This window comes from Sulfuricella sp., from assembly GCF_035531155.1.
Taxonomy (GTDB): Bacteria; Pseudomonadota; Gammaproteobacteria; order Burkholderiales; family Sulfuricellaceae; genus Sulfuricella.
Genome location: NZ_DATKTK010000045.1, coordinates 1 through 11,964 on the forward strand (window position 1 = coordinate 1; position 11,964 = coordinate 11,964).

At 61.5% G+C, this 11,964-nt stretch carries 10 protein-coding genes and 1 pseudogene; 2 read left to right on the plus strand and 9 right to left on the minus strand.

Annotation, left to right across the window (positions count from 1 at the left end; genetic code table 11):
- Nucleotides 1-202 (plus strand): annotated as a pseudogene (locus VMV64_RS09785) (IS4 family transposase); the annotation flags it as partial.
- A 246-nt stretch (nt 203-448) separates the two neighbouring features.
- Here VMV64_RS09785 and VMV64_RS09790 read toward each other — a convergent pair.
- The 9 genes from VMV64_RS09790 to VMV64_RS09830 form a co-directional block, all read right to left on the minus strand.
- Complete coding sequence (locus VMV64_RS09790) at nt 449-1,729, minus strand: dihydroorotase (protein ID WP_325329776.1); 1,281 nt, start codon at nt 1,727-1,729, stop codon at nt 449-451.
- The gene (locus tag VMV64_RS09795; RefSeq protein WP_325329777.1) at nt 1,726-2,694 is read right to left on the minus strand and encodes an aspartate carbamoyltransferase catalytic subunit; all 969 of its coding nucleotides are present in this window, start codon (nt 2,692-2,694) and stop codon (nt 1,726-1,728) included. The genes VMV64_RS09790 and VMV64_RS09795 overlap by 4 nt, the downstream gene beginning before the upstream one ends.
- Before the next feature lie 194 nt (nt 2,695-2,888).
- Nucleotides 2,889-3,362: a Holliday junction resolvase RuvX gene (ruvX, locus tag VMV64_RS09800; RefSeq protein ID WP_325329778.1), complete on the minus strand. Its 474-nt coding sequence runs from the start codon at nt 3,360-3,362 to the stop codon at nt 2,889-2,891.
- Nucleotides 3,363-3,384: 22 nt separating this feature from the next.
- On the minus strand, nt 3,385-3,945 hold the full coding sequence (locus VMV64_RS09805; protein ID WP_325329779.1) for a YqgE/AlgH family protein: 561 nt from the start codon (nt 3,943-3,945) through the stop codon (nt 3,385-3,387).
- Nucleotides 3,946-3,970: 25 nt separating this feature from the next.
- A complete protein-coding gene (locus VMV64_RS09810; protein ID WP_325329780.1) occupies nt 3,971-4,882 on the minus strand; it encodes a TonB family protein in 912 nt (303 codons plus the stop codon).
- 219 nt (nt 4,883-5,101) lie between these two features.
- Nucleotides 5,102-6,946, minus strand: a complete 1,845-nt coding sequence (locus VMV64_RS09815) for a ribonuclease catalytic domain-containing protein (RefSeq protein WP_325329781.1) — start codon at nt 6,944-6,946, stop codon at nt 5,102-5,104.
- 117 nt (nt 6,947-7,063) lie between these two features.
- On the minus strand, nt 7,064-8,395 hold the full coding sequence (gene mpl, locus VMV64_RS09820) for a UDP-N-acetylmuramate:L-alanyl-gamma-D-glutamyl-meso-diaminopimelate ligase (protein ID WP_325329782.1): 1,332 nt from the start codon (nt 8,393-8,395) through the stop codon (nt 7,064-7,066).
- Between the two features lie 233 nt (nt 8,396-8,628).
- A complete protein-coding gene (locus tag VMV64_RS09825; RefSeq protein ID WP_325329783.1) occupies nt 8,629-9,498 on the minus strand; it encodes an HDOD domain-containing protein in 870 nt (289 codons plus the stop codon).
- Between the two features lie 52 nt (nt 9,499-9,550).
- Nucleotides 9,551-10,471 (minus strand): D-hexose-6-phosphate mutarotase, encoded by a 921-nt coding sequence (locus tag VMV64_RS09830; RefSeq protein ID WP_325329784.1) that lies wholly within the window; start codon nt 10,469-10,471, stop codon nt 9,551-9,553.
- Between the two features lie 214 nt (nt 10,472-10,685).
- On the opposite strand from VMV64_RS09830, the gene VMV64_RS09835 reads away from it, so the two are divergent.
- Nucleotides 10,686-11,825, plus strand: coding sequence for an HD-GYP domain-containing protein (locus tag VMV64_RS09835; RefSeq protein WP_325329785.1), 1,140 nt, complete (start codon nt 10,686-10,688; stop codon nt 11,823-11,825).
- The last annotated feature ends 139 nt before the right edge of the window (nt 11,826-11,964 follow it).

Genomic DNA, 11,964 nt, shown 5'->3' on the forward strand with positions numbered 1-11,964 from the left:
AATCTGGTGCGCCGTGTCCACCTACGTGCTGATCGCCATCGTTAAAAAGGAGCTTCATCTCAATGCCTCGCTCTACACTTTGCTACAGATTTTGTCGGTCTCGGTTTTTGAGAAAACCCTTATTTCATGCGCCTTGCAGCCAGATACCACCAGAACTATTGCGACACAACCAAGCAACCAAATGATTCTGTTCGATTTTTAACCGGACACTAGTGATTTCGGGAAGGCGAAAGTGGGCCCGATCGCATACGTGTCCAAGGCTCTTCGATCATTGTGTCACCACAACCAATTAGGGGCTCAATCCCAAGTCTTATTGAGGCGAACGTCGAAGAGGTGCACAAGATCGTAGCCCTATTCATGAACCATGATCAGGGCTTTGCAAAGACCATAGCTAGTTGGGTTAACAAAGATGCGGAAGATGCAGGCTAACCCGGCGGTGCAGGGTACGCTATGCCAACCCCTCATAAACCACATGCCCCTCCACCAACGTATATCTAACCTTCCCCTGTAACTCCATCCCCAGAAACGGCGTATTCCGCCCCTGGCTCTTGAGCGAGCCCGGCTCCACCTTCCAGTACTGCTCCGGATCGAAGATGCATACATCGGCAGGCTGTCCCGCACCCAGGTGACCGTTGTTCAGAGCCAGAACCCGTGCCGGTTCGGCGCTGACCCTGGCGATGGCGACGGACAGGGAAACCCCCATCTCCTTCGCCCATTTCAGCGTCAGCGGCAGCAGCAACTCCAGGCCGGTGGCGCCGGGTTCGGCTTCGGCGAAGGGCAGCAGCTTGGCATCGTCGTCCACCGGGGCATGGTCGGAGCACAGGGCATCGACCGTGCCGTCGGCGAGCGCCTCGCGCAGCGCATCGCGGTCGCGCTGGCTTCTGAGCGGCGGAATCAGGTGACAGTTGGCGTCGAAGAAGCCGATGTCCATTTCGCTCAGGTGGGCGTGGTGGATGGCGACGTCGCAGGTCACCGGCAGGCCTTCCGCTTTCGCCGCGCGGATCAGGGCCACGCCTTCGCGGCTGGACAGGCGGCAGATGTGGACACGAGCGCCGGTTTCTCGGGCCAGGGTGAGGATGCCGGCGAGGGCGATGGTTTCGGCGCAGGAAGGAATCGCCGGCAGTCCGAGCCGGGTGGCGACTTCGCCGTCGTGGGCGACGCCGTCGCGGGCGATGAAGGCGTCCTGCGGACGCAGCCAGACGGTGAAGCCGAAGGTTGCGGCATACTGCATGGCGTGCAGCAGCACATTGGTGTCGGTGAGCGGCACATCGGCGTGGGAGAAGGCGATGCAGCCGGCGTCGTGGAGCTCGGCCATTTCGGTCAGGCGCTCGCCGGCCAGCTTCTGGGTAAGCGCGCCGAGCGGATAGACCCGCGCCTTGTTCAGGCTCTTGGCACGGTGCTTGAGCATTTCCACCAGTCCCGGCTCGTCCAGCGGCGGGTCGGTGTCGGGCGGGCAGACCAGGCTGGTGACGCCGCCCGCCACCGCCGCCAGCATCTCGGATTCGAGCGTGGCCTTGTATTCGTAACCCGGCTCGCGCAAGCGGGCCGACAGATCGACCAGGCCGGGACAGACCACCAGGCCGGTGGCGTCGATCACGCGGTTGGCATTGAAGCCCTCGGGCATGGCGCCGATGGCGGCCACTTTGCCGGCGGCGATGAACACGTCCTGCTGTGCATCGATATTGTTTTTCGGGTCGATCAGTCTGCCGTTCTTGATGTGGATTTTCATTGCTTGTTCCCCGCCCCGCTACCCATCAGTATGCTCATCACCGCCATCCGCACCGCGATGCCGAACGTCACCTGCGACAGGATCACCGACTGCACGCCGTCGGCGACGGAGGATTCGATTTCCACGCCGCGGTTCATCGGGCCGGGATGCATGACGATCGCGTCAGGCCGCGCCAGCGCCAGCTTCTCGGCGGTCAGGCCGTAATACTTGAAGTACTCCTGGGCGGAGGGCAGCAGGGCGCCGCGCATGCGCTCGTTCTGCAGGCGCAGCATGATGATCACATCGACATCCTTCAGTCCCTTCGCCATGTCGTGGTAAATCTGCACCCCCATGCGTTCGGCACAGGCCGGGATCAGGGTCTTGGGCGCGATCACGCGCACTTCCGGCACGCCCAGCGTGGTCAGCGCATGGATCTGCGAACGCGCCACGCGCGAGTGCAGCATGTCGCCGACGATGGCCACGCGCAGGCTGGTCAGATCCTTCTTGTAATGGCGGATGGTGAACATGTCGAGCAGCCCCTGGGTAGGATGGGCGTGGCGCCCGTCGCCGGCATTGACGACGTGGATGTGCGGCTCGACGTGGCGCGCGATCAGGTGCGGCGCGCCGGACTGGCCGTGGCGCACGACGAACATGTCCGCCTGCATCGCCGCCAGGTTGTCGACGGTGTCGAGCAGGGTTTCGCCCTTGCTGGTGCTGGACGCGCCGACATTGAGGTTGATCACGTCGGCAGACAGCTTCTTGGCGGCGATCTCGAAAGTGGTGCGGGTGCGCGTGCTGGGCTCGAAGAACAGGTTGAAGATCGCCTTGCCCTGCAGCAGCGGCACCTTCTTCACCTCGCGCTCGGGGATGTTGAGGAAGGAGGAAGCGGTGTCGAGAATGTGCCGCAAGGTCGCCGCGGGCAGGCCCTCGATGGTGAGCAGATGCTGCAGCTCGCCGTTCTTGTTGAGTTGGGGATTGTTCTTCATGGCATTTTATAGTCCTGAGTGCAAAGTTATGTAGGTTGGGTTAGGCGCGGCTTTTTGCGCCGTAACCCAACAAACCTAAAACATTCACCAAAAGTAGGCGCCTCTAGGCGAAACCCACAGTTTGAAGGAAGATTGGGTTTGTTGGGTTACGCGATAAAACCGCTAACCCAACCTACATTTTTAGGCATTGCCTGTTATAGCCCATCCAGATAAGACTGCAATATCCGCTGCGCTGCGACCTGGTCCAGCACCGCCTTCTGCTTGCGGCCGCGCACCCCGGCTTCGTTCAGATCCTCGCTCGCCGCGGTGGAGCTATGGCGCTCGTCCACCAGCACCACCTTGAGGCCGAAGCGGCCTTCCATCTGGTGCGCGAAGCGCCGGCAGCGCGCGCTCATTTCGTGCTCCACGCCGTCCGCGTGGGCAGGCAACCCCACTACCACCAGCGCCGGCCGCCATTCCTTGAGCAGCGCCTCGATCGCGCCGAAGCGCTGGTCGTTGCTTTCTCCCAGTACCGTCGTCAAGGGATGCGCCAGCCCCAACTCCAGTTCGCCCACCGCCACACCGATGCGCTTGATGCCGAAATCGAAGCCCAACACCGTGCCGCGCTGAGGCGGGGGAGGGGTGAGGGGCAATGGGTGATGGACCCCGTCTTTTACCGGGTCACTCATTTCCCATTACTCATTACCGGCTTCAAGCATGCCCCGCCTCATCGGCCAGGCTGGCGAGGTCTACGCCCAGCAGTTGCATTGCTGCGGGCAGGCGCTGCTCCCAGGGCAGGTCGAAAATGATCGCCGCCGAAGCCGGCACGGTGAGCCAGGCATTTTGCGCCAGCTCCTGTTCCAGTTGCCCCGCCGCCCAGCCGGCATAACCCAGCGATACCAGCAGCTTGTATGGACCTTGTCCGCGACCGACCGCTTCCAGTATGTCTTTCGAAGTCGTCAGGGCGACGCTTTCGTTCACCGCCATGGTCGACATCCACTCTCCGACCGGCTGGTGCAGGACGAAGCCGCGATCCATCTGCACCGGGCCGCCGAAGTGCACCAGCTCCTCCGCATGCTGTTCCGATTCGAGCTCGATGCCGACCTGATCGAGCAGCATCTTCATGGTCATCTCGATCGGCTTATTGATCACCACGCCCAGCGCCCCCTGCTCGGAGTGTTCGCAGACATAGGTGAGGGATTTGGCGAAATAGGGATCGGTCATGGCGGGCATGGCGATCAGGAAATGGTCGGTCAGATTGACGTTTTTCATGGTTTCATTATGTCACTCAAGCGCCCTAGTCGGCAAAAGCTGCAGCAGTGTCCAACTGGTCGGCGCGGGTAAAGGTCCAGGTGCGCACGATGCCGAGAATATCGGTGTCCTTGCGAATGTCTTCGGGGAAGGCCGCATAGGGCGCCGCCAGGTTGACGATACGGATGGCCGCCTCGTCCAGTTCCTTGTGGCCAGAGGAGCGCTTCACCTCGACGCGCTCGACGCTGCCATCGGCCTTGATATTGACGATGAGCTGCAGGCTGCCATAAATTTTTTGCCGCTTCGCTTCTTCAGGGTAATTCAGGTTGCCGACTTTTTCCACCTTGATCCGCCAATCCTCGGCGTAGCGTGCGAAGCGGTATTCCTGGGTGCGCGCGCCGACGAAGTTGCGCTTGGGCTTTTTCTGGTAGGCCTCCCAGTCCCGCGAAATCTGCGCTTCCAGGCGGGCGGCCTCAAGGCTGCGCATCGCCAGGTCGGAGCCCGACTTTTCTGTCGGCGCTTCGGCGGGCTTAACCTTGGCCGGAATCGGCTCGACGTGTTGAGTCGCTTTGACTTGGGTCATCAGGAGCCGGGCCTGCTGCTCCATCTGGCTGACTTGCTGCTTTTTCTGTGCGACTTCCGACTCCTGCTGGCGCCGGTCCAGCACCGGCAGCGGGCTTTTGGCCTGGCGCTCGGCATCGGTGTTTCCGCCGCCGTCGAGATTGGCCTGCGCCAGGGCATCGGCCTTGACCGGCCGGGAGGAGGATTTGCTGTTGACCAGCACCACTTCGAGGGAGGTGGCAATGCCCGATTTTTTCATCTCCGGCGCCTTGAAGGTCACGCCGAACACCACCAGCAAATGCAGGGTGATGGAAATCAGCAGCACCAGTCCGAGGCGATCGGACTGGTTCAGCCGCGCGTAGCGGCCCAGAGGAATGGAAGCGCGAGGAGTGTTCAAGGCGCAGCCAGTTTAGCCGAAATAATCTGCCGAATCATCCTAAAGGCGATAATTGCTTAACCGCAGAGGCGCGGAGGCGCAGAGGCGCAGAGAAACAAATGGGTTACAGTAATTTTCCGCCTCTCCAAATGGGTGAAGTTGCATAACGCCATAACTCATGGTTTTTCCTCCGCGTCTCTGCGTCTCTGCGTCTCTGCGGTTCAATAGTTTTTTCTAGAATCATTGCTCCAGGGGGCCGACATACCGGCATAGACACGTCACTTCGAGCAGGTCCACCTTCGACACCTCGATCGCCACCCGGCTGCCTGCCGGCACTTCGGGCAGCAATGGCACGCGGGTGAACAGCGGCAGGTGGTCGAGCTTGACCAGGTTTTCCTTCACCACCACCGCGCCGGTTTCGCTGACCTGTTCCTGCAGCAGCCAGCGCAAACACCAGTAGCGTTCCATCTGGTCCTGGATGTTGCCGTAGGCTTCGTAGGCCAGATCGAAATCGCGCATGGCGATCAGCAGCCGCTCGTCGCGGTTGCCGTAGGGAGCCGGCTTGCCTTCCAGCCGGGCGATAAGCTGGCGCTGGTTGACCAGGTCGACGTAGCGGCGCAACGGCGAACTCGACCACATGTAGTGCGACACGCCCAAGCCCTGGTGCGTGCCCGGCGACACGCTCATGCGCACCTTGCCGCCTTCCTGGTTGCGGTAGATGCCGGCATAGTCGGCTTCCGCCAGCTCCTTGCCCCAGGTGGCGTTGGTGTGGATCATCAGCTCCGACACCACCCGGTCGATGGGGGTGTCGCGGTGGCGCTCGGTAATGGAAACGCGATCATCCACCACCGCGAAATTGTAGTCCGGGAAATTCCGGCTGCTTTCTCCCTTGCCCCTGCCTTCCTTGAGCTTGGTGGTGAAATCCCACAGCAGCAGCAGCTCGTCCTTCCAGGCGTAATCGCCCTCCCGGCTGACCACGGTCACGCCGTTGAACACCGGCTCCAGCGCCTCGTGACGCAGGTTGGCGGCGATTTCGACGTGATCCAGCGCGCTTTCCTGGCCGACCACGGCGAATTCCGGCGTCACTTCGAGGTACAGCGACAGCGCGGGGCAACGGCGGCCTGCGGCCAGGGTGTAGCGTTCCACCAGGGCCTCCGGCAGCATGGTGATTTTCTGCCCCGGCATGTATACGGTGGACAGTCGCCGCGAGGCGATTTCATCGAGGCGGTCGCCCGGCGCGAAACCCAGTCCCGGCGCGGCGATATGGATGCCGATGCGCCAGTTTCCGTTATCCATACGCTTGATCGAGAAGGCGTCGTCGATTTCGGTGGTGGCGGCATCGTCGATGCTGAAGGCCATCGCATCGGAATGCGCGGGGTCGCCCATCGGTTGGGGGATCTCAATCTCGGGAAAACCGGTGCCTTCGGGGAAGTGTTCGCGCAGGAAGCGGTTCAGATGGTAGTCGCGGGCGGAAGGGATCGCGCCGCACCTGTCCAGCAGCTTCACCGGGTTGAGATTGGTTTCAGCGCACGCCTTGTCGAGCGCCTTGAATTCGAGCGTGTTCTTGTCCGGTGCATACAGCAGGGACTCCACGACTTGCGGGGTGAAACCTTCGGGCAGGCGTCCTGCGACCAGCTCCGCCACATGCGCCGCAATGGTCTCCGCCTGCTTGCGTTTCTTCTCCTCGGAAGCCAGCGCCGCCTTGAGGTTTTCCTCCGGCGCGGCCTTGTAGCGGCCTTTGCCTTTCTTGTAGAAATACATCGGCGCGGCATGCAGCTTCAGCGCCACCGCCGCCGCCTCGACCGGGGAAGGCGCATGGCCGTAGTACTCGCGTCCCAGGTCGGCGAAAGCGAATTCCTCGGCTCCGCAGCATTCCCACAGGAAAATCGGATCGAGTTCCGCCGCCGCCGTTTCGGCCGCCTCCATGAAGCCGGCGATGGGCGGCGCCTCGAAGCGCAGCAGCACGTTGGCGGCCTTGATCTTGGAGCGCTTGCCGTGGGGTGTTTCCACCTGCAACGACGAGGTGTTGTCGGCCATGACGCTGGCTACCTTGATGGCGCCGTCTTCTTCGTAAAGGATGTTCATTTAAGTTGTTTTACCGCAAAGGACGCAAAGGTACGCAAGGGAAAACAAAGGATCTCGCGTTTCCTTCGCGTACCTTTGCGTCCTTTGCGGTTAATTGAAAGACTTGGGTTTTCCCTGTCATGCCGCCAGAGCTGCCAGCAGTTTCTCATGCACGCCGCCGAAACCGCCGTTGCTCATCACCAGCACGTGGTCGCCGGGACGGGCGACGGCAGTCACGGCCGCCACCAGGCCGTCGAGGTCGTCGAAAGCCCGCGCCTTGTCGCCCAGCGGGGCCAGCGCGGCGGCGGCATCCCAGTCCAGGTTGGCGCCATAGCAGTACACCTGGTCGGCGTCTTTCAGGCTGCCGGGCAGCGCATCCTTCATCACGCCCAGCTTCATGGTGTTGGAGCGCGGCTCCAGCACCGCCAGGATGCGCGCTTCACCGACTTTGTGGCGCAGGCCGGCGACGGTGGTTGCGATCGCGGTGGGATGGTGGGCGAAGTCGTCGTAAACCGTGATGCCGTTCACCTCGCCGCGCACTTCCATGCGGCGCTTCACGTTCTCGAATTTTGCCAGCGCCTCGATGCCGAAACTGGCGGGTACGCCGGCGTGACGCGCGGCGGCGATTGCTGCCAGGGCGTTCATGCGGTTGTGCTCGCCGAGCAGCGACCAGTTCAGCGTACCCTGGAACTCTTCCTTGAAAGCCACTGTACCGGCAGCGCCGATCGTCCAGCCCTGCGCGGTGCCGAAACGCTCCACCGGGGTCCAGCAGCCTCGCGCGAGCACCCGGTCCAGGCTTGCCTCGCGCCCGTTGGCGACGACCAGTCCGTTGCCGGGCACGGTGCGCACCAGGTGGTGAAACTGGGTCTCGATCGCGGCCAGGTCGGGGAAGATGTCGGCGTGGTCGAATTCGAGATTGTTGAGCACGGCGGTGCGCGGGTGGTAGTGGACGAATTTGGAGCGCTTGTCGAAGAAGGCGGTGTCGTACTCGTCCGCTTCCACCACGAAAAACGGCGAGTCGGTGAGCCGGGCGGAGGCGCCGAAATTCTGCGGCACGCCGCCGATCAGGAAACCCGGCTGCAAGCCCGCATATTCCAGGATCCACGCCAGCATCGCCGAGGTGGTCGTCTTGCCGTGGGTACCGGCCACCGCCAGCGTCCACTTATCCTTCAGCACATGCTCGGCCAGCCACTGCGGGCCGGACACGTAGGGCAAGCCGCGGTTGAGGATTTCCTCCATCAGCGGATTGCCGCGCGACACCACGTTGCCGATCACGAACATGTCGGGTGCTAGCTTGACCTGCGCCGGGTCGAAGCCTTCGGTCAGGGCGATGCCCTGATCTTCCAGCTGCGTACTCATGGGCGGATAGACGCCGGCGTCGCAGCCGGTGACCTTGTGCCCGGCCTGCTTCGCCAGCACCGCGATGCCGCCCATGAAAGTGCCGCAGATGCCGAGTATGTGAATATGCATGAATAGCGATGGGTGATTGATTAACCGCCTATTATCCTAGAAAAAGCCTTTAACCACGAATTTACACGAATGAAACACGAATGTTCACGAATAATCAGTTAGTTAGCGCGGCAAACCTGATTCACCTGTTTGGCAACAAGATGATTGTCTCTAACTATTCGTGTTTATTCGTGAACATTCGTGTCATTCGTGGTTATTCGCCGTTTTTTTAAAAAAGGCTTTTTGACTGCCAGCTAAAACGCGGCCTGCATGGGTAACCAGGCCGCCGCGGGGGGAACGCCATACCATTCCCAGCTCTGGGCTGTCTGCAAGGCCGTACGGCGAACTCGCATCCAGACTTCATCCGGAAAAATTTTGAGGAAGCGCCCTATCGCCGCATAATCATCGGGCAACGCGGCGTCGGACCAGCCATTGGCGGAATGCCGGGCCAGCGCCACCGCGAGCGCGACACATTGGGTTCGCGGCAACTCGGCATGGGATTCATCCATCAGCGACAACAACAGCTTGGGCAAATGCCAGGTCGACGCCAGAGCAATTTGCAGTTCAATCACGCGAAAACCCAGCACCTCCTGCTGCGCCGCAGCGCTGCGCAATGTCGGGTCGCGCCGCTTCCTGTCGCGGATTTCCAGCATCTGCCCGGGCGTGAAGCACCACAGCAGCATTTCCGCCAGTTCGTGCAGCAGCGCGGCAACGACCACTTCGTCGGTGTCGACGTCGTGGCGCAGCGCCGACCAGTCCTGCGCGTACATGGCCGCATGGCGCGCCCGGCTCATGACCTGCATCATGCCTTCCAAGGCCTGAGGATAGTCGGCCAGGCTCTCCTCGATCAGGGGCTGGTCGGTGAATTGCCTGAAAAACGGGGTCGTGCCGATCATCATGATGGCCCGGTCAATGGTGGTGATGTCAGTGATCTGGCTTCTGCCGCGGTGCGACTCCAGATAGCGCAGCACCTTCACCGTCATGATCGGATCGTGCAGGATGACGGCGCTTAATTCCCGGCCGTTGAGTTCGTCTTCCCTTTCCCTCAGACCGGCGAGATCCGTCACCGTGCGGCGCAATACCGGCAACAGCGCCTGATCGAGATAACTGACCCATGCGTTCAAGCTCAACTGCCTGTCTATCATCGCCGTCCGACCCCCTCTCGTCAGCCTTTTTTCAGCCAGCCAGCGCCTCGACGCTGACCACGGCCTGCAGAACATGCTCCGCGCCGGGCAATACCGTCACCACGTTGTCCACGGCATTGGCGGATTCCACGCAAACCATGCCGCGATATCCTTCCGGGCCGAAATCGCCCATCTTCTCCGCTTTCTCGATCCAGGGATTCCACACCACGGTGGAACGGCTGCCGCGCGTGGCGATGCGTATCTGCCGCTTGAGGCCGCGGTCTTCGATCAGGCAATCGGCTTCGGTGTCGAGATACACCCGGTCGACCTCGCTCTCGATCACGATGGGCCCCTGCTGGGTCTTGCGAATGGAACCGCCGCCCACCTTGTCCAGAAAGGCGCAACCCTCGAGGCCGCGGATCGCCATGTCGGCCACGTCGCTGATGTGAAAATAGGTGTGGAGCGCCTCGCCGATCTGGAATGGCGTACTACCGGTGTTGCGCGTCACCAGTTCGACTTTCAGCTCGGTGCCGACCGTCACCCGCAGCTGCGCGCTCGAAGGGTGAGGCCACTGGGCGCGGGTAGCGTCGGTTTCAATCAGACCAAAGCGGATGAAAGTGGCGCCATTCGGCTGCGCCTGGGTTTCCAGGACTTCCCACATTACCGTGCGGGCAAAGCCATGACCGGGCAATTTGGCATCCTCGGCATGGGGGCCGAACCACGGCCAGCAGATCGGCACGCCGCCGCGTATCGACTTGCCCGGCGCAAACTTGCCGAAGCGGGAAAGCCACAACACCGGCTCCTGACCGCGCGGCTGCCAGGCCATCGCATGGGCGCCCTGCAGGGTGATTGTGGATTCGGCGAGGCTGTTGGCGATTTCGGCTATGGCCAGGCCGCCGGGGCCTTCCTTGAACTGCACATGGCCGGGAATGGCGTAGCGTTGGTTTAGCGCTTCGAATTCGGTGTTGCTCATGATAGCCCTCAAAAATTTTGATGGTGTATTGTCGCCATATTTCAGGCAAACCGCCAGACTGGAATCCGGTTTTATTGCCCTGCCCGTAAAACCGGGGCGCGAGTTAAAGCTAACAGTCTGGTTTTGTTGCGCAAAAAGCCTTAGTATTTGACATGTTTGACATGATGTTCCGCTTCTCACATTCCGCCCTTGGCGGGCGCGCACAAGGACAGACATGGCCCAGCAACGCATCAGCATGTCGGAAATCCATTTAGGCAGGCCGCTGCCCTGGAATGCATACAATTCGCACGGCCAGCTTTTGCTGAAAAGGGGGGTGGTCATCGAAAGCGAGTCGCAAGTGGCTGCCCTCGTCAAGCTAGGCCTGTTTGCCGACACGTCTGCGGCGTCCTCCCGCGAAGCCGACATCCATGCCGCCCCGGCCCGCGAGGCGCCCTCGGTTCTGCGCATGATCAATCTCGCAGAGAAGCGGCTGGAACGTTTGCTGTTCGGGATGGGTAGCGAGCCTGATTTTCCCGCCAGGCTGGTGGAAGTGGCCACCTCGGTGATTTCCGCCGCCGAACTGAACTCCGATATTGCGCTTGCCTGCATCCTGCTCAACCAGCAGGCCGGCGATTATCCGGTCAGGCACAGCCTCGATACCGCCGTGGTCGCCATCCTGGTGGCACAATCCATGAATATCGCACGCGACAAGATTGTGACCCTCACCGCCGCCGCGCTCACCATGAATGTCGGCATGCTGCGCCAGCAGATCCAGTTGCAGCGCAAACAGGAAGCACTGTCCGGAGAGGAAATCGAATCCATACACCGGCACCCGCAAGAAGGGGTCAGGATGCTGGAAGCGGCAGGAGTCCATGATGCCAGCTGGCTGGCGTATGTCATGTCCCACCATGAAACCGAAGACGGCGGAGGCTATCCTGCCGGCCTTGCGGGCAAGGACATTCCGCCCGGTGCCAAAGTGTTGGCGCTGGCCGACCGCTATTGCGCCTGCGTTTCTGAAAGGAAGTACCGCAAATCGCAGCTACCCGGTGCGGCGCTCCGCGAAATTTTTCTGGAGCGGGGAAAAAGCGTCGATCCCGCGCTTGCCGCCTACTTTATCAAGGTGCTCGGCATCTACCCGCCCGGCACTCTGGTGCGGCTGAACAACGGTGAAATCGGGGTTGTCACCCAGAAAGTCGAAGGGGCCACCACGCCCATCGTTCATGCGCTGGTCGGGCCGCGCGGTGTATCCCTGTCGATTCCCGTCAGAAGAGATACCGCCAGCGAGCCGTTTACCATCAAGGAAGCGCTGCACACGGATCAAGCCGACATCCGCTTCAGCATGCACCAGGTTTGGGGCAATGAGGCCCGTCTCTGAACTGCGCTATTTGCCGGAAGGGAACATCCAGCCGTTCCGGCGCGCGCGATACCAGGTGTTGAAGGCGCGATGCAGCTTGTGGGAGAGGAGTCAGGGGAGATGGAGTCATGTCACCGACAAAAACTTTGTCTTTAACGCC

What these genes read in the sequence shown, in the direction of transcription:
- mpl (WP_325329782.1), bottom strand. Translation starts at nt 8,395, where the DNA reads ATGCATATTCACATACTCGGCATCTGCGGCACTTTCATGGGCGGCATC.
- VMV64_RS09790 (WP_325329776.1), bottom strand. Translation starts at nt 1,729, where the DNA reads ATGAAAATCCACATCAAGAACGGCAGACTGATCGACCCGAAAAACAAT.
- VMV64_RS09830 (WP_325329784.1), bottom strand. Translation starts at nt 10,471, where the DNA reads ATGAGCAACACCGAATTCGAAGCGCTAAACCAACGCTACGCCATTCCC.
- VMV64_RS09795 (WP_325329777.1), bottom strand. Translation starts at nt 2,694, where the DNA reads ATGAAGAACAATCCCCAACTCAACAAGAACGGCGAGCTGCAGCATCTG.
- VMV64_RS09805 (WP_325329779.1), bottom strand. Translation starts at nt 3,945, where the DNA reads ATGAAAAACGTCAATCTGACCGACCATTTCCTGATCGCCATGCCCGCC.
- VMV64_RS09815 (WP_325329781.1), bottom strand. Translation starts at nt 6,946, where the DNA reads ATGAACATCCTTTACGAAGAAGACGGCGCCATCAAGGTAGCCAGCGTC.
- VMV64_RS09835 (WP_325329785.1), top strand. Translation starts at nt 10,686, where the DNA reads ATGGCCCAGCAACGCATCAGCATGTCGGAAATCCATTTAGGCAGGCCG.
- ruvX (WP_325329778.1), bottom strand. Translation starts at nt 3,362, where the DNA reads ATGAGTGACCCGGTAAAAGACGGGGTCCATCACCCATTGCCCCTCACC.